The 19,085-nt window shown below is 38.7% G+C and carries 9 protein-coding genes and 2 tRNA genes; 5 read left to right on the top strand and 6 right to left on the bottom strand.

The features are described from left to right. Nucleotides 1–4 precede the first annotated feature (4 nt). Nucleotides 5–2,296 (bottom strand): class 1a ribonucleoside-diphosphate reductase subunit alpha, encoded by a 2,292-nt coding sequence (gene nrdA, locus KDJ85_RS06155; protein ID WP_206082326.1) that lies wholly within the window; start codon nucleotides 2,294–2,296, stop codon nucleotides 5–7. Nucleotides 2,297–2,654: 358 nt separating this feature from the next. Then, complete coding sequence (ubiG, locus tag KDJ85_RS06150) at nucleotides 2,655–3,377, bottom strand: bifunctional 2-polyprenyl-6-hydroxyphenol methylase/3-demethylubiquinol 3-O-methyltransferase UbiG (RefSeq protein ID WP_206082325.1); 723 nt, start codon at nucleotides 3,375–3,377, stop codon at nucleotides 2,655–2,657. 286 nt (nucleotides 3,378–3,663) lie between these two features. Here ubiG and gyrA point away from each other — a divergent pair, with 286 nt between their 5' ends. Both gyrA and rcsC read left to right on the top strand, forming a co-directional pair. Beyond that, a complete protein-coding gene (gene gyrA / locus KDJ85_RS06145; protein ID WP_225818900.1) occupies nucleotides 3,664–6,264 on the top strand; it encodes a DNA topoisomerase (ATP-hydrolyzing) subunit A in 2,601 nt (866 codons plus the stop codon). 159 nt (nucleotides 6,265–6,423) lie between these two features. Continuing rightward, complete coding sequence (gene rcsC / locus KDJ85_RS06140) at nucleotides 6,424–9,267, top strand: two-component system sensor histidine kinase RcsC (RefSeq protein WP_225818899.1); 2,844 nt, start codon at nucleotides 6,424–6,426, stop codon at nucleotides 9,265–9,267. 62 nt (nucleotides 9,268–9,329) lie between these two features. On the opposite strand, the gene rcsB is transcribed toward rcsC, so the two are convergent. Continuing rightward, a complete protein-coding gene (gene rcsB / locus KDJ85_RS06135; RefSeq protein WP_206082322.1) occupies nucleotides 9,330–9,980 on the bottom strand; it encodes a response regulator transcription factor RcsB in 651 nt (216 codons plus the stop codon). A gap of 1 nt (nucleotide 9,981) precedes the next feature. Beyond that, entirely contained in the window at nucleotides 9,982–12,657 is a 2,676-nt protein-coding gene (rcsD, locus tag KDJ85_RS06130; protein WP_225818898.1) for a phosphotransferase RcsD, read from the bottom strand. 213 nt (nucleotides 12,658–12,870) lie between these two features. Here rcsD and KDJ85_RS06125 point away from each other — a divergent pair. Together KDJ85_RS06125 and KDJ85_RS06120 are read left to right on the top strand one after the other, a co-directional pair. Further along, nucleotides 12,871–12,958, top strand: a tRNA-Ser gene (locus KDJ85_RS06125). Nucleotides 12,959–12,963: 5 nt separating this feature from the next. Further along, a tRNA-Thr gene (locus KDJ85_RS06120) sits at nucleotides 12,964–13,039 on the top strand. Between the two features lie 1,838 nt (nucleotides 13,040–14,877). Here the strand turns inward: KDJ85_RS06120 and gltP are convergent. Beyond that, nucleotides 14,878–16,185: a glutamate/aspartate:proton symporter GltP gene (gene gltP / locus KDJ85_RS06115; protein WP_206082318.1), complete on the bottom strand. Its 1,308-nt coding sequence runs from the start codon at nucleotides 16,183–16,185 to the stop codon at nucleotides 14,878–14,880. A 572-nt stretch (nucleotides 16,186–16,757) separates the two neighbouring features. Further along, the gene (locus tag KDJ85_RS06110; RefSeq protein WP_225818897.1) at nucleotides 16,758–17,420 is read right to left on the bottom strand and encodes a GntR family transcriptional regulator; all 663 of its coding nucleotides are present in this window, start codon (nucleotides 17,418–17,420) and stop codon (nucleotides 16,758–16,760) included. A 413-nt stretch (nucleotides 17,421–17,833) separates the two neighbouring features. Between KDJ85_RS06110 and KDJ85_RS06105 the strand changes: the two genes are divergently transcribed. After that, a complete protein-coding gene (locus KDJ85_RS06105) occupies nucleotides 17,834–19,075 on the top strand; it encodes an NRAMP family divalent metal transporter (protein ID WP_225818896.1) in 1,242 nt (413 codons plus the stop codon). Nucleotides 19,076–19,085: the final 10 nt, after the last annotated feature.

Here is a 19,085-nt window from a genome sequence, read left to right as displayed (position 1 = left end):
CCTATTAAATTTTACACGCGCCGCCTTCGCAATCGGAATCCGCTGACTCAACAACTTCTTCCAGATCGCCCTGAACATCTTCCGCACCATCACGGGTGTTGTGGTAGTAAAGTGTTTTCACACCAAACTTATAGGCGAGCAATAAATCTTTTAGCAATTGGTTCATTGGTACTTTGCCGCTCTCGAAACGAGTTGGGTCATAGTTTGTGTTAGCGGAAATCGACTGGTCGATAAATTTCTGCATAATACCAACGAGTTGCAGGTAGCCACTGATTGATGGCATTTGCCATAACAGCTCATAAGCCCCTTTTAAATTTTCATAATCGGGTACTACTTGGCGCAAGATACCGTCTTTTGATGCTTTAATGCTAATGTAGCCACGTGGTGGCTCAATACCATTGGTTGCATTAGAAATTTGCGAAGATGTCTCAGAAGGCATCAAAGCAGACAGCGTTGAGTTACGCAGACCATAAGTCTGAATATCTTTACGCAGTGCTTCCCAATCATAATGCAGCGGTTCATTGGTTAACTTATCGAGCTCTTTTTTATAGGTATCGATAGGTAATACGCCTTGCGAATAGGTGGTTTCATTGAACCAAGGGCATGCACCTTGTTCTTTCGCTAAATCGTTTGATGCTTTTAACAGATAATATTGAATAGCTTCAAAAGTTTTGTGCGTTAAATTATTTGCGCTACCGTCGGAGTAACGTACACCGTGTTTCGCTAGGTAATAGGCATAGTTAATTACGCCAATACCTAATGTACGGCGACCCATAGAGCCTTGTTTTGCCGCAATAATTGGGTAGTCTTGGTAGTCGAGTAGGGCATCTAAAGCACGCACTGCTAAGATAGCTAACTCTTCTAATTCATCAAGGCTATCAATTGCACCTAAGTTAAATGCAGACAGCGTACATAATGCAATTTCGCCTTCTTCATCGTTGATGTTATTCAACGGCTTAGTTGGCAGAGCAATTTCTAAACATAGGTTAGATTGACGAACAGGCGCAACCTGTGGGTCAAACGGACTATGTGTATTACAGTGGTCAACGTTTTGAATGTAGATACGACCTGTTGATGCACGTTCTTGCATCATTAATGAAAACAATTCGACGGCTTTTACGCTGGACTTACGAATAGTTTCATCTTGTTCATATTGAACATACAAACGTTCGAATTCATCTTGGTCAGCAAAGAAAGCATCGTACAGACCTGGGACATCAGAAGGGCTGAATAAGGTAATGTCTTGGTTTTTAATTAAACGTTCGTACATTAATTTATTCAATTGCACACCGTAATCCATATGACGAACACGGTTACCTTCAACACCACGGTTGTTCTTCAGGACTAACAGGCTTTCAACTTCAAGATGCCAAATTGGGTAGAATAATGTTGCTGCACCACCACGTACACCGCCTTGAGAGCATGATTTAACCGCTGTCTGGAAGTGTTTGTAGAATGGGATACAACCTGTGTGGAATGCTTCACCACCGCGTATTGGGCTACCTAATGCGCGAATTCGGCCTGCATTTACGCCAATCCCAGCGCGCTGAGAAACGTATTTCACAATTGCACTTGATGTCGCATTGATGGAATCAAGGCTGTCACCGCACTCAATCAGAACACAAGAGCTGAACTGACGAGTTGGTGTGCGTACCCCCGCCATAATTGGCGTAGGCAAAGAAATTTTAAATGTTGAAACCGCATCATAGAAACGACGAATGTAGTCTAAACGTGTTTCTTTTGGATAATGGGAGAACAAACACGCTGCCACTAAAATATATAAAAACTGTGCGCTTTCGTAGATTTCACCCGTTACACGGTTTTGAACTAAATATTTTCCTTCGAGCTGTTTAACGGCTGCATAGGAGAAATTCATATCACGCCAATGGTCAATAAAACCGTCCATTTGCTCGAACTCTGCTTGCGTGTAGTCTTCCAGCAAATGCTTATCATACTTGCCCATTTCAACAAGGCGTTTTACGTGAGTATAGAGCGCTGGCGGCTCAAACTGGCCATAGGCTTTTTTACGCAAGTTAAAGATAGCCAGACGTGCAGCAAGGTATTGATAGTCTGGTGTTTCACCAGTAATCAAGTCGGCAGCTGCTTTGATCATCGTTTCGTGAATATCAGATGTTCTGATCCCATCATAAAACTGAATCTGAGAACGTAACTCCACCTGTGAAACAGATACGTTACTTAGGCCTTCCGCAGCCCAGGTGATTACCTTGTGGATTTTATCGAGATCAATGCGTTCTTTATGTCCGTCACGTTTTGTGACTAACAGACTCTGGTTCATGAGTAAGTACACCTTGGTTGAACTACAAATAGTGTGCCACAAACATAAAAAAGCTCATGGTTGAATACCATGAGTCTAGTGTTGTTTAGTTTAGCTTCACTACTATATGTAGTAGTTTGTTGAGTAGACAATAACAAGATAATGTTAATATGCGATTTTATCAAGTGAACAAATTCGTGGGATCTTGTGGATAACTGGTTGGATAAGAAAAATGATCATGTCGGTAAGCTGCATGGTAAAAGGGACTAATAAAAAAAAGGCTTCCGACATGATGACTAAAATAAATTTTGTAAACGTAGACCGTTTGCTGATTTCTTAAACGTACTGCTTGCGATTTATTCTTTTCGTGATTAGTTAACTACTCACTAATTGTATGAAGCATATAATTCACATCTACATTTGGCCCAAGCCAGAACTTGTCAGTGATAGGGTTGTAGTGTAACCCTGTGATATGCTTATCTTTTAACTGTGTTCCGTCAATCCAACCGATGAGTTCAGAAGGGCGAATAAACTTATTCACATCATGGGTGCCTTTTGGAACCATCTTCATAACATATTCGGCGGCAACGACTGCCATCAGCCACGCTTTTTTGTTGCGGTTGATGGTTGAAAAAATAACATGACCACCAGGTTTAACCAATTTAGCGCAAGCTCTCACGACAGATTGTGGGTCAGGAACATGTTCTAACATCTCCATGCAAGTGACGATGTCATAAGCTTGTGGGTGTTTATCGGCATGCTGTTCAACGGTTTCTTGAACATATTCAACGGGAATACCCGATTCGAGAGAATGCAAGCGAGCGACCATTAACGGATCTGCGCCCATATCAAGCCCTGTAACGTCCGCACCTTCACGGGCCATACTTTCAGATAAAATACCGCCGCCACAACCGACATCAAGAATTTTTTTACCGAAAATGCCATCTACACGTTGCATAATATAACCAAGGCGCAATGGGTTAATACGGTGTAACGGGGCAAATTCCCCTTCTAAATCCCACCAACGGGATGCAATAGACTCAAATTTTTCGATTTCTTGTTTATCGACATTTAAGTATGTCGGTGCTTGGGTATCGCTCATTGATAAAACTCCTATTTTAACCCTATGACTGCTTATTGCCTTTTATGATGAGACGAATTAGGCGCAGTGATAGGTGTCCGTCAATCATTGATGGTCATAATCTAGACAATAATGCACTTAAGGCAGTTATTAATGAATAATCCCACAAGTTTCGGACACATAAACTTAATTTTCCGCTATTATACATAGCTTGAAAGACAAATACCCGTCTCTTATTTTTATTAAATTGGCGAATTGTGGTATAGTTCTACTCTTTGAATCCGAAGTTATGAGGGACAGTGGTTCCATGAGCGAGATTGCCAGAGAAATCACCCCAGTCAATATCGAAGAAGAGCTGAAAAGCTCGTATTTGGATTATGCAATGTCCGTTATTGTCGGCCGTGCACTTCCAGATGTTCGAGATGGACTGAAGCCAGTACACCGTAGAGTCCTCTTTGCGATGAATGTATTGGGAAATGATTGGAATAAACCCTATAAAAAATCTGCCCGTATAGTCGGGGACGTTATCGGTAAATACCATCCACATGGTGATAGCGCTGTTTACGAGACAATTGTTCGTCTTGCTCAGCCTTTCTCTATGCGTTACATGCTGGTAGATGGTCAGGGGAACTTTGGTTCGGTTGACGGGGACTCCGCAGCCGCAATGCGTTATACGGAAATCCGTATGGCGAAAATTGCCCATGAGTTACTGGCGGATCTTGAAAAAGAAACCGTAGATTTCGTTCCAAACTATGATGGTACAGAGCAAATTCCTGAAGTCATGCCAACGAGAATCCCTAACCTATTGGTTAATGGGTCGTCTGGTATTGCTGTCGGAATGGCAACCAATATTCCGCCTCACAACTTAGGCGAAGTAATTAATGGTTGTCTTGCCTATATAGAAGACGAAGATATTAGTATTGAAGGCTTAATGGAACATATTCCAGGGCCAGATTTCCCAACTGCGGCCATTATTAATGGTCGTCGCGGCATTATCGACGCTTATAAAACGGGTCGTGGTAAGGTGTATATCCGTGCCAGCGCCGAAGTTGAAGTTGACGAAAAAAGTGGCCGTGAAACCATTATTGTTAGCGAAATTCCTTATCAGGTGAATAAAGCACGCCTGATTGAAAAAATCGCTGAATTAGTCAAAGAAAAACGTGTTGAAGGCATCAGCGCATTACGTGACGAGTCGGACAAAGACGGTATGCGTATTGTGATTGAAATAAAACGCGATGCAGTGGGTGAAGTTGTTCTGAACAACTTGTATTCACTAACCCAACTACAAGTGTCTTTCGGTATTAATATGGTGGCTTTACATCAAGGCCAACCAAAAATTCTAAACCTGAAAGATATCATCGCTGCCTTCGTTCGTCACCGCCGTGAAGTGGTGACACGCCGTACGATCTTCGAATTGCGCAAAGCGCGTGATCGCGCGCATATCCTTGAAGCACTGGCTATTGCATTAGCTAACATTGACCCAATTATTGAGTTAATCCGTAAAGCACCAACGCCAGCTGAAGCAAAAGCGGGGCTGATCGCACGCTCTTGGGATTTAGGCAATGTGGCCGCAATGCTTGAACGTGCAGGTGATGATGCAGCTCGTCCAGAGTGGCTTGAAGAGCAATTTGGTGTTCATGATGGTCAATACTTCCTGACTGAACAACAAGCACAAGCGATTCTTGATTTACGTCTGCAAAAATTAACAGGTCTTGAGCACGAGAAATTACTGGAAGAGTACCGTGAGCTGTTAGTGCAAATTGAGGCACTGCTGTTTATCTTAAGAAGCCCTGAGCGTTTAATGGAAGTGATCCGCGAAGAATTAGAAATTATTCGCGATACTTACAATGATCCGCGCCGCACTGAAATTACCGAAAACACTGCTGACATCAACATCGAAGATCTTATCAATCAAGAAGATGTCGTTGTTACTTTGTCTCACCAAGGTTATGTGAAATATCAGCCATTGTCTGATTACGAAGCACAGCGTCGTGGTGGTAAAGGTAAATCAGCTGCAAGAACGAAAGATGAAGATTTTATTGAGCGCTTATTAGTCGCGAATACTCACGATACCATTTTGTGTTTCTCAAGCCGTGGTCGTTTGTATTGGATGAAAGTGTATCAATTACCTGAAGCGAGCCGTGGTGCACGTGGTCGTCCTATTGTTAACTTATTGCCGCTGGAACAAGATGAGCGCATCACAGCTATCTTACCTGTGCGGGAGTATGAAGAGGGTTATACTGTCTTTATGGCAACCGCAAGCGGTACTGTGAAGAAAACCCCTCTGCAAGACTTTAGCCGTCCAAGAAGTGCAGGTATTATTGCCGTGAACCTCAATGAAGGGGATGAACTCATTGGTGTAGATTTAACCAATGGTTCTAATGAAGTCATGTTGTTCTCTGCTCAAGGTAAAGTCGTTCGTTTCTCTGAAGATGCAGTGCGTGCGATGGGGCGTACCGCAACGGGCGTTCGTGGTATTAAATTAATGGACGACGATAAAGTTGTTTCTTTAATTATTCCACGTGGTGAGGGACACATCTTAACCGTAACAGAAAATGGTTATGGTAAGCGTACTGAAGAAGCAGAATATCCAACAAAATCTCGTGCAACTCAAGGTGTTATCTCCATTAAGGTGAGTGAGCGTAACGGGAACGTTGTGGGTGCGATTCAAGTTGATGATACTGACCAAATCATGATGATCACGGATGCGGGAACCTTAGTTCGTACTCGTGTTTCTGAAGTGAGCATTGTGGGTCGTAATACACAAGGTGTTACCTTGATTAGAACGGCTGAAAACGAAAAGGTTGTTGGATTACAGCGTGTTGCTGAGACTGAAGACGATGATAATGCAGATGAAAGCACCGACGAAAATGGTGCTGATGATGCAAATATCAACGATCAAGAATAAACAACGCCTTTAAGCGATATAACGGGCAGCACGGAAATGGCTGCCCGTTTTATTTATCTTCCATGGAACCATCTATTTATTCCTTTTCATGTTTATCGTTTTTTAATATTGTAATCGAGTATAATTCGCTGTTGTGATAACGCATAATTAGGAAGACACTTGAGATACTTACCCTCATTTAAAACATCATTAAGATTGTCCCGGGATCTTTTTCGTATCCTTGGATTGATGTTGTGGGGCATGGGTGCCTTTATTACATTATTTTTTCTCTATTCTCAATTTAACGAATACAAATCGGATATTCGTCAGCAATTTCATTCAGGTTTTGAAAGCCTACAATCGTATATTCAACAAACAGGTGAAACGCTACAAGCTATCCAATCCATGACAGAACAGCATCGGATTAAATTGGATGGGCATAAAAATTCAAATGAAAATGAGCCTGAATTTATGACATTACCTGGCTCAGTAAATTACTCTTACTATAAATTAACGCTAAACTCTGATTGTGATTATTTTCAATACCGTTCTCAGGGGTATTTACTGGCTTTTGAACAACTAAATTATTTTTGGAAAGACAGTATTGCAGTACCTCAAGGATTGAATCACGTTTTTGTCATTGGCTCCCAAAGTTATTGCTTAGTGGACTATCCAATTCGTTCGACGGTTTCTGATATTGAGACACTTAAAAAGGTGGGTTATGAAAGTGCACACTCTTATCAAAGTCTAAAATCACAAGGTAAAGAGCGTAGTATATATACGATCGTACATGGTGCTCAACCTGATAATGGCCAAGTTTATTTGATCCAACCGATTCAAAATCAGGGGGTTGTGACAGGGTTTATCGGTATTGAGCGTGTGATAAATTTAAATCAATTTAATATCAGCAAAGATAAATCCATCGAAATCATGGTGGTAAACTCCCATAATCAACCTGTTTTATACTCGTCAACAGAAGTCAATCCGAAAAATTCAGCATTGTTGGCGATTGCGGAGCCCACATTCTTTGGTTTTAATTCTGACTACTCAAAACTCATTTTTAAAAAACGGTTATTACCTGCACAACTCACTGTTTTCTTTTCAATTCCGACGTCTGAGATTTTAGCTAACCTTGAAAGCACTATATTTTATGGCACGATACTAAATATTTTTACTGCAGTTTTGCTGTTTTTTTTGATTTGGCTGCTTGAAAGAAAAATGTTAGAACCTGCAGCAAACACGGCTATTCGCCTAGAAGAACATGAACAGTTTAATCATAAAATTGTTGCATCAGCACCTGTTGGAATTATTATTTTAAGGTTAACGGATGGCGGGAACATACTGAGTAATGAACTTGCCCACGATTATTTTAGATTGCTTAATGATGATGATAAGCAGCGAGTTTTGACGATCATTCGCCAAAAAACGAGTAATTATATTGATGTTGTGACCACCAACGGAACTCACTTACAAATTAGCTTCGTGAATTCTCGATATCAAAATGAAGATGTGGCGATTTGTGTGTTAATCGATATTAGCATCCGTGTACAAATGGAAAAATCACTGCAAGATGTTGCGGATGCAGCAGAACAGGCGAACCATGCTAAATCGATGTTTTTGGCAACAGTGAGCCATGAATTAAGAACGCCGCTGTATGGGATCATTGGAAATATTGAATTATTACAACGTTACGAGTTATCAGAGAAAGCAACTCGCTTAGTTTCCACAATGGATAATTCCTCTGCATTGTTATTGCAGATTATCAGCGATATTTTAGACTTTTCTAAAATTGAATCTAAACAACTTAAAATTGAAAATAAACTTTTCAATTGTCGAGACGTTTTTGCCTTTGTATTAGCAAATTACCTGCCATTGGTATCGAAAAAAAGAATTTCACTGTACTCATATATTGAGCCTGATATCCCTGATTTGATATTGAATGACTCAGTGCGGTTACAACAAGTGGTCTCTAATATTGTAAACAACAGTATTAAATTTACCCATTCAGGATTCGTCTTGCTCCATGTTTGGAAAGATAATAATTATTTAAAAATTGAAATCCGTGATTCAGGAATCGGTATGACTAATGCGGTTGTTATGCAGCTGTTTGATCCATTCTTTCAAGTTTATGATCAAAATAACACGGGTCATAAAGGTACAGGGTTAGGGTTAGCTATTTGTGAAAAATTGATAAACTTGATGGATGGGGATATGGAGGTAAGCTCTCAGCATGGTCTCGGAAGTTCCTTTATTATACGTATTCCATTATATGGGCAAGAATATATTCAAAAAAATATACCTGAATATCGCGTAAATTATAAAATCGCCGTATCGTGTAAAAATGGATTTTTGATGAGTTTTCTGTCACGTCTACTCAAACATGCTGAATTTTCCGTAGTCACTGGGAATGATATTGATACACAGAAGGTTTATGACCTACTCATCACTGATTTTACTGACACAATTTCAGTACAGAGCCGTTACCAAATCAGGCTTTCAAGTTTCTATGCAGGAGAGTTTTATGAGACTCAGCCAAATGAGTGGATTTATAATACTTATCAATTAGATAAGCTACCGCTACTTATTGATAAGTGGTTAGTTAAAGTAGCAAAAGAAAATATAAAGAATCAGAATATTCATGAGCCTATTGAAGCGGATTGTCGATTGAGTGGGTATCATGTTTTAATTGTTGATGATCATCCAATTAACCGAATGTTATTGAGTGAGCAACTTGCCAGTATTGGTTTTAGTACAAGCACTGCAGTTGATGGTATTGATGCGCTTAAGTATTTGAAAAATAATCGTGCAGATATCGTTTTATCAGATGTGAACATGCCCAATATGGATGGATACCAGTTGGCTCAGGAATTACGACGTTTAGGGGAGACATTGCCAATTATTGCATTAACCGCTAATGCAATGGCAGAAGAAAAACAACGTTGTATTGATGCAGGGATGAATGAGTGTTTATCTAAGCCTACAACTATTGCAATTTTGCGTGAAACGCTTACTCAATTTTGTTAACGTAAAGAACAAAAAATAAAAACCCGCAATCGGGTTTTTATCGTTTAGTGGGCTGATAAGCCTTATTCGGAAGGGGAATTATCAATACTCACCGAAGAGAGATAATTGAGTAATGCAATATCATTTTCTACACCCAACTTCAGCATCGCAGATTTTTTCTGGCTACTGATTGTTTTAATACTGCGATTCAATTTTTTAGCAATCTCCGTGACTAAAAAACCTTCTGCAAATAAGCGTAACACTTCACTTTCTTTTGGTGATAAACGCTTGTCACCATAGCCACTTGCATTAACTTTCTCGAGTAATTTGCTGACGCTTTCAGGTGTGAATTTTTTACCTTTTTGTAAAGCCGCAAGCGCTTTTGGTAAGTCTGCAGGTGCACCTTGTTTTAAAACAATGCCTTCAATATCCAGCTCAAGAATAGCACTTAAGATAGCTGGGTTATTGTTCATGGTCAGAACAATAACGGAAAGGTCAGGATAGTGGCGTTTAATGTATTTAATTAGTGTAATACCATCGCCATACTTATCACCTGGCATAGATAAATCAGTAACTAGAACGTCAGCATTTAAACGCGCTAAGTTATTAATCAAAGAGGTTGAATCTTCAAACTCACCTACGATATTCACCCATTCGATCTGCTCAAGTGACTTTCGAATACCGAAAAGAACAATAGGATGATCATCGGCAACAATGACATTTAGGTTATTCATATTATTGGTTACCTTCTGGCATTAGTTTTTTGACTGAATTATCCAGGTCTCTAATGCAATTTCTTATTTCAATTCCGTTTTTATCTGCTATGTAGTGTTCTAAGTCCTCGCAAAGTTCATGAAGAACTGTAAACTCGAGCATAGCAAAAACTCCTTTTAAACGATGTGCAGTGTTTTTCAATTCGGCTAAATCCTCAACACTTTCACTATTATACAGTTTATTAATATCTATCGGTACTGTTGTGATGAACAAATCTCGATAACCGCTTCGTGCCAAAGCGGATTGATATGTCGCAATCGCTTTTTCTGTAGTGGTTAAAGGTTCATCAGGTAGAGCTATTTCATTAATATTACTGTTATCGGTATTGGCATTTTCTATTAATAAAGAAATCGCATCAATCAGTTCATCTGCAAAATTGTAGTTAGCTTCAATATAATTATGATTAACTTCATTTATTGAAGTGATACTCCCGTCAACTTTAAGTGTATATTCAAACGCTTCTTCATTGTTATCCGTGATGAGTAAGTCCCAATCTGTTTGGGCTGAGCTTTCGCTTAAATCAAGATACTCAGCACCATAGTTTGACAGTGTGCTTCTTACTATACGAGAGATGTCTGCATTATGAATATTTAAACGAATGTACACATCTTCTAATAGAGCAGGGTATTCATGCTCGATAGATTCATTAATGGCAGGCAGTGAAAGTTCATAATGTGTTCCAATCGCAGTACTTGAGCGAATAGAAAGCGTGCTGTTCATCTTTTTTGCCAATAATTTGCATAAATAGAGTGCCATTCCTGAGCGCGTAAATTGTGCTGGTTTAACAGTTTGCGCACTAAACGGGTTTTGCAGATTACTCAGCTCCTGATTGCTCAAGCCTGTACCGCTGTCTCTAATATTGAGAAGAATAATATGTTTCTCAATATCATAAGATAGCGTGAATGAGATCTTTCCAAAAGAGGTTGTGACAAGAGAATATTCCCAAATTAGTTGTAAAAAGTTTTGCAGATATATAGGGTTTACTTCAATGAGAGACTCTGGATTTACATTGTTATGAAAATAGAGCGATAGACCTTTATTATTGATTTTCGATAGATTGTTCTTGAGAAACTGATTGATCAATTGACTGATTGAAACCGTCTCAGGTTTGAGAGAGGTTTTCTGTGACTCTAATTGGTTAAGAAGTTCAATATTATTAAACCAAGAATGAATTGCAATTAATTGATTTTCAATCTCTTGTAGTATGGATAGTTCACTAGGGTCAGTAGGTTGTGTTAACTGAGAGAATTGTACCTCCAGCGCTGACAGTGCAGGTAAAATTTCATGGCACATATTTTCAAGTACAACTTTACGCATTTGAATATTTTTTTGATATTCACGCATTGCGAGTTCTTGGCGTTTTTGCGTCAAAACCTCTTTATCTTTATCCATAATAATAAAGAGTGCGGCATTTGGCATTGCGTCATTTTCTACGAGTACAACTTCGAAGATATTATTTTCTATGGAGACTTGAATAAAATCATGGTTATCCATGGCCATTTCTTTTATGTGAGCGAGATCCATTGAAGGTAATAGCTGATTAGCAATATTATTACTGAGGATTTTTGTGTTGGTATTAAAATCGTAAACCAAGATCCCATAAGATATATGGCTGATGATATCGTTATTCAGTGACTCTTTAAACTGGAGCTCCTGCAGCATGGATGTGTTCGGTGAAATCAAACGCTTACGTAGGAAAAGTAGCGTTAATACCTCTAGAAAGATCATGGTTATCATGCAAGCAATTAGCCAAAAGTTATAGCTAATAAGATGAAAGATAATCGTTTTTAATGAGATATGATAGTAAAGCTGATAGGGAGTGCCATCTATTGGCTGTGAAAATATAAGGTTTGTTCCCATTAATGTGGTATTGGTTTCGGGGCCCAGAGTGCTGGTTGGCCGAGAATTTATTGTGAAGAAATCGCCATCTAATGAAGAAGGAATTAAAGAATTCATCGAGATATCAAATGATATAACACTGGTTAATTGCCCTGGTGAATTAAACATCAGCCGGTATGTATAGTAATATACATTATCAGGGGAGTATTTTTGTACGTTAGAGATGATTTCCCGTCGGTCAAGTAATGTGGATTGAGCTAGCATGTCGGCGCGTTTTTCTTCCGCCGTGAGTGTTAGATAGCTTTCTTTGAAACGCAATTCAGGTTTTAGAACGGAATGAGTGGTTACAAGAACTAAAGTGTTATCTAACCCATTTAGGTAATACATGGAGTTATATTCATTTCTTGCCCCCCAAACGATCTCCATATAGTTAGCTAATTTAGTCGCTAGTTCATTATTAGTGGCTTTATTTGGCCCGAACACAATGGCATCTAAGGTTTGGTTGGTGCTAGTCAACCAATAAATATCATGGCGTATTTCCATCGCGGAAAGTGGGGTATTTGCGGGGACGTGTGATTTATCGTTAGCCAGTTTATAAATATGACTTGCTTGATAACGGTAGTCTTCAATTTGATAGGCTAACCTAGCAGCCATGCTATGAAGTGCAGTTTGGCGGCTTTTTACCCATTCGTGATAGTAGTTAAAAAGTGATAATGAAAGTATCACAATTAACAGTAAAATAAATGTCGCAAAAATGCGTGAAAGGGCATTTGGTTTTAATAATGTTTGTCTGTACATACTCGAGCACGCGATCCCATCGGCAAATTTATTATTAGATTAAAAATCATACGCCTAGAGTACTAGTAGACTCCGATTTTGCACAGATATTACCATTTTTCTTGGTAAAATGAGAACAATTGAGTGAAGATTAGCCAAATGAATTAAAAAAAGCAATTTTTTTACTTTCGGGGGTAGACAAGGAGGTCAGATTCCTCCATAATCGCGCCCCATGGAGAGATGGCCGAGCGGTCGAAGGCAGCGGTCTTGAAAACCGCCGATGGGTAACCATCCTAGAGTTCGAATCTCTATCTCTCCGCCAAATTAGCCGGCTTAGCTCAGTTGGTAGAGCAACTGACTTGTAATCAGTAGGTCACCAGTTCGACTCCGGTAGCCGGCACCAAATAAGAACCCGCTAACTTGTAAAAGTTAGCGGGTTTTTTCTTTTTTGTTCTCTGTATAATTACAACACGCTAAGTCGTAGTTGTGCCATATTTGTGTCATCGTATGACATCAGTTTATTACTCCATTTTGCATGTTCAACAAGATGATTTGCCACTAAGTGTGTGGTTTTTTCACCATTAAAGCCTGCGTTGTATCAGAGAATGCCAAGAGGTGCATATAAAACACCATCTTTTTTACCACTAAACTCATCAGGGAAAGTTACTTATTTACTCCAAAGAATGACGCTGGGAGCGTGTCATCTTTCTATATAAGACCAGAGCGTATAAATGTTCGTGATCCAGCCATGGTAATAAAAGAAGGAAAAACCTACTTCTTTGCTACAGAATAGTCATTTAAAACCTAACTAAGCTTGCTTCATTCGGCAGGTTTTCTGTTTGCTTCAATTTACACTCCCACTAAGCTAACATTACTGAAACTAATTGATGGGATGGTGAGATGAAAAGGGCACTAGCGGTTATATTACTTATGTATTTCCCACAGGCGGCAATGGCTACTACATATAGCTTGGATGAGCTACAAATAATGCTAGATAACAATAGAAGGCCAGAAGTAGTGAGCTCTTATAAGCAACTTGTAAAGGTCAAAGGGTTAGGCGACTTCAATTCTTGCAAAAAGTGGCAAAAAGAACAATTAGCACCGTATGCTGGATACCCACAGAAAGTAGGGGCTTCAATGGAGAAACTGTATTCCATTAGAGTGCTTTTGGAGGATAGAACGCTAACATTCAATTGTATTGGCCTAGACAATGTGTCTGGCACGATAAATGAAGCAATGTATAAATAACCTAGCCTGTCCTTGGGCTGGGGGGGTATTTTTACGCATTATTTGTAGTCTCAAGTTCCGAACAGAGAGTGATGCTACCCATTTATAGATTTATAGTCTAATTCAAACTCAGCTAAACTCCTGAATTTTATTCAAAGAAAGTCATTATAAATCGCAATAATTTATGTGTGATTGACATTGTTAAGCATTTCAAAGGTACCTAATTAATATCACCTCTTAGTATTGACTGGCTCTGAGGAAGAGAAAATAATATTATAAATATTAGCTAAAAAAATAGCCCCTGGTGTTGGGGCTTAAAAGGGATGGTACTACTAGGATTAACTCATAGAGTTAGTTATACGCGAATGAGCGTCATTTTTTGCAAGTGCTAGTTAAAATTAAATTAAGTTTTGTAAAGTAATGAAAGCTAAAGAAAATCACGTTAGGCTCAGAGGTGGTATCGGTGATGGTCTTGCTTATAGTTATGGTTGAAAGGAAATGAAGTATTAAGATATTGGGGCAGTGGAAATATAAATTTCATTGCGTATTAAAAATTAGTTTTTAATACTAGGTGGAATTACTTGTTTTATAAATAAAGAAAAGCCTCGTTAGATGACGAGGCTTTTTTTGTTAGAACCAGCTGTGTAGCATAAAATAGGATAATGAAAATACAAAAATTACCATTAGGTGCTGAAGCACCTTTAAAAATAAAAGAAATCTTCTTATTTGATTCATTTTTTCCTGCTCAGACTAACAAAAGATACGAAAAACTAATACAACGTTTATAGCGTAGTTAAGATATCAATAAAATTCCAATGACTAAAAGGAAATTATCAAAAAAATAAAGAAATAGGTATATATAACTAGTATTAAAAATGGCTTAAATATATACGGAAAATATTGTTATAATAAATACGTAAGGGAAAATATTCTAGAATTGTATTTTTTTAGAAAAAAATGCCCTATCTAATTGTCAGAAAGGGCATCATTGTAATAGCTTATTTATATTTTGAATTAAAAGGTACTTTCATACTCACGTGCTTTTTTGATGTCGTAATTATGTTCCCATTTAGCAATAACGAGAGCGGCCAATGCATTGCCGACAACGTTAAGGGCAGTACGCGCCATATCTAAAATACGGTCAACACCTGCAATGAATGCAAGGCCTTCCAATGGGATCCCAACACTGCCTAACGTCGCAAGTAGTACAACGAATGATACGCCAGGAACGCCTGCAATACCTTTTGACGTGATCATTAGGGTAAATACGAGTATTAGCTCTTGGCCTATGGATAATTCAATACCATAGAGCTGGGCGATAAATATTGCGGCAATACTTTGATATAAAGTGGAACCATCGAGATTAAATGAATAACCGATAGGAATAACAAAACTGGTTACAGATTTTGGTGCACCGTACTTCTCCATTTTATCCATAATGCGTGGAAGTACAGTTTCAGAGCTTGCTGTGGAATAAGCTAATAGGAGCTCATCTTTTAATATTTTCATTAACGTGAAGATATTAATTTTACAATAGCGCGCAACAATTCCTAATACCACCACTGCAAAGAAAATAATTGCACAGTGCACAAGAATAACCAATTTAAGTAATGGGACTAATGATGAGAACCCAAAGTTTGCAACGGTGACAGAGATCAATGCGAACACCCCGATTGGTGCATACATCATGATCATATTAGTCACGCGGAACATGGTTTCAGAAAATGTTTGTAACACATCAAGCAGTGGTTGTTTTTTCTCAGCGGGTAAAGATGACAGCCCTAAACCGAAGATAACTGCAAAAAAGATGACAGGGAGCATGTCACCACTTGCCATCGCAGCAAAAATATTGCTAGGGACTAAAGTGAGAATGGTATTGATAATTCCTGATGGGTGACTTTCGACTTCTTGTGTCGTTTTTTCGTATTGAGAAATATCGACTTGGGTGAGTTGAGACATATCAATGCCAACACCCGGTTGAAATATATTTGCGAAGGAGATACCAACAATAATGGCAATTGTGGTAATCACTTCAAAATAGAGAATGGTTTTGAAACCGAGAGAGCCTAATTGTTTTGTATTTCCGACACCAGCGATACCGACAATGAGCGTTGAGATAACAATGGGCACAACGATCATTTTAATTAACTGGATAAATATTTTACCCGCGGGAGAAAGAATATTTAAAATAAGCCAATCTTTGTACTCTGTATTGTCATGCAAAAGTGCACCAGCAATAACACCTAAAATAAGAGCAATCAGTATTTGCCATCCTAGGCCAAATTTAAAGGGCTTCTTATTAGTCACTTGGTTTAATGTCATAATGAAATCTCATTTATATTAATAATTTTTATGTATGCTTTTTTATTATCGTAAATTTTATAACGAATATTCGAGAAAACTACAACTATTAACTCGATTTATTTGAGTAATTTCAGTGGGTAATTTATATCAATTCGTTACTTTTGTTAAATAAATAGCCTTAAAGTCAATTAATTGTGATAACCTTGTGCTTGATGTAAATTCTTGTGGCATGAGAAAGTTAATTTTCGACTTACATTAAAAAAATGAAAGTGTTTTATTCTGGTTGGTTTTTCGTTAAAAATAAGTTAAATGCGTAAGGAGGGAAACTAGATTGGATGAAAAAACAAACAAAAGTACTTTTTTTATTACATACCGATATAAATAGAATATTAAAATTAAAGATATGAATGCGGTTAATTAACAATACAGAGTTTTCTACTCGATAAATTTAAACTTACTTTGCTGTAATATTAGTAAAAATTTTTATTGTGGGAATAAGATGATTCACTCAAATTTTTGTAATGTAAAAAATTTAATTTGGGGCAATTCAAAGTGGGGAAGAATAGCGTTAATTTGGTAAAACAAGAAAATTAAAATGAAGTTTGGCTGCGTTTATAAGCTGCCAATAGTGTTCGTTCAGATAAATCAAGGTAGCTGCGTAAGGTATTTGCAGCTTCAAGGTTGTGGCCTTTATCGAGTAGCTCAAGAATAAATTGGTTTTTATCAATATAGGGCGCATATAAAATTTTGGGGTCATTTAGGTGCCCAAAAGCGAGACGTAATTCAGCAGATATATTACGATAAAGTTTGATAAGCCGCTCGCTATCGGTTAATTCGACTATAGCAGTATGGAATTTCATATTGGCTGTGCCCACACCAATCCAATTCTCGATTTTTTCATGTTGACGTGCATCACCAACTGCATCTTTCATTTTTTGCACGGCAGGATGTAACGCATAAGCGTGTTCTAGTGCATTACATTCAATGAGCCGCCTCACATGGTAAATATCAATAATCGCAGCCATATCAGGAACTGACACAAAAACGCCCTTATTTGGTGCATAGGTCAGTAATCCTTCTTGTGTTAATACACGAAAGACTTCGCGAAGCGTATTACGTGAAATAGCGAGTTCATCACTCAATGTTGCTTCAGACAGCCGCTGCCCTGGCGTGATTTCCCCTACGGTAATTTTAGCACGGATGACTTCTGCAATCGTTACTGACAAGGTTTGAGCAACAGGCGTTTTTTTCATAAAAATGCAAACTTGAATTTGGTGGATGATGAAGCGGCTATATTCACACATTCAAGTTTAAGCAGCAAGTTTCCTTTCAAAAACATCAGGGTGCATCCCCTGATTTGCACCCATATGGTGAAAAATAGCCTAAGCTGCACTGAATCGGTGCATTTCAGTGAGATCCATAACCTATTTTTTGCTTTCATTGTTAAAAAAGTGATCACGCCTTGATTTTTAAATCATGGATAACGATTTTTATTGATTGTTTATTCAGCATCTCATACTAATTGTTCAACAATTCATTAAAGATGAATTAACAATTAACATAACAAGTAGAACAATGGCACGATAATTGCCTGAGTGATAATCGCAATAACAACATCCACAACGACACAAATAATTAAAACAATAACGCATAGAGGAGTACGTATATGGCAGCTCAAGAAAGCGCACCAAGCACTGCTGAGTATGTGAAAAGTCGCCGTTCGTCACTAATTGGTGCCATATTTTTGATGGCGACGTCTGCGATAGGCCCTGGGTTTATTACCCAAACTGCAACATTTACTGTAACGTTGGGCGCGGCGTTTGCTTTTGGTATTTTAGCCTCCATCGTGATTGATTTTGTTGTGCAGCAAAATATCTGGCGAGTCGTGACATTAACCAAAATGCACTCATCACAAATAGCGAATGCGACTATCCCTGGGAGTGGTTATTTACTGGCAATATTGGTGATTTTTGGCGGCTTAATTTTTAATATCGGTAATATTGCAGGGGCAGGACTAGGGTTAAATGCACTTGTTGGTCTTGACCCAAAATGGGGGGGATTAATTAGTGCCTTACTTGCCATTTATATTTTCTCATCACGTAAAGCCAGCACATTTATTGATAGGTTAATTATTGGCCTCGGGATTGTCATGATTGGTTTAACCGTGTTTGTCGCAATTGCATCGAATCCACCTGTAGGGGAAGCGCTACGCCAAAGTGTTTTACCTGATACCGTCGACTTTGCGATGATTACGACAATTGTGGGCGGTACGGTTGGCGGCTATATCTGTTATGCGGGGGCTCATCGCTTACTCGATAAAGGTACGGTAGGAATTGAAAACATTCATGTGGTATCCAGTGCGGCAACAAAAGGAATATTGGTCGTTGGTTTAATGCGCTATGTCTTATTCCTTGCCATTCTAGGCGTTGTTGCAAGTGGCGTTACAATTGATATCTCTGGTCATGCAGCTAACCCCGCATCTCAAGCTTTTCAGGCAGCTGCGGGTAATTTTGGCTTGCGTATTTTTGGGTTGATCTTATGGGCTGCGGCACTAACAAGTGTGATTGGTGCGGCTTATACGTCGATGAGTTTTTTAACTGCTTTCAAACCCACTATTTCTGAAAGACAACGTAATATTGCGACGATCATTTTTATTGCAGTTTCTCTGATAGTGTATTTGCTGATGGGAACGGCACCTGCTGCATTGCTGGTTTTTGCAGGGGGATTCAATGGATTAATCCTGCCAATTGGTTTGACTCTTTTTGTCTATATTGGCTGGAAACGTGCAGATTTGATGTCAGGTTATCACTATCCACGTTGGTTATTATGGTCAGGTGTGGTGACTTGTGCACTGACTTGGTACATGGGGGCGATGTCAGTCAGCGCCATCTTTAATTATCTGAAATAACCCTTGGAGT

This window comes from Providencia vermicola (genome assembly GCF_020381325.1).
In the GTDB taxonomy this organism is placed as follows: domain Bacteria; phylum Pseudomonadota; class Gammaproteobacteria; order Enterobacterales; family Enterobacteriaceae; genus Providencia; species Providencia vermicola.
Note: the sequence above shows the minus strand (reverse complement) of the source record. Positions and strands in the feature narration are given on the sequence as shown.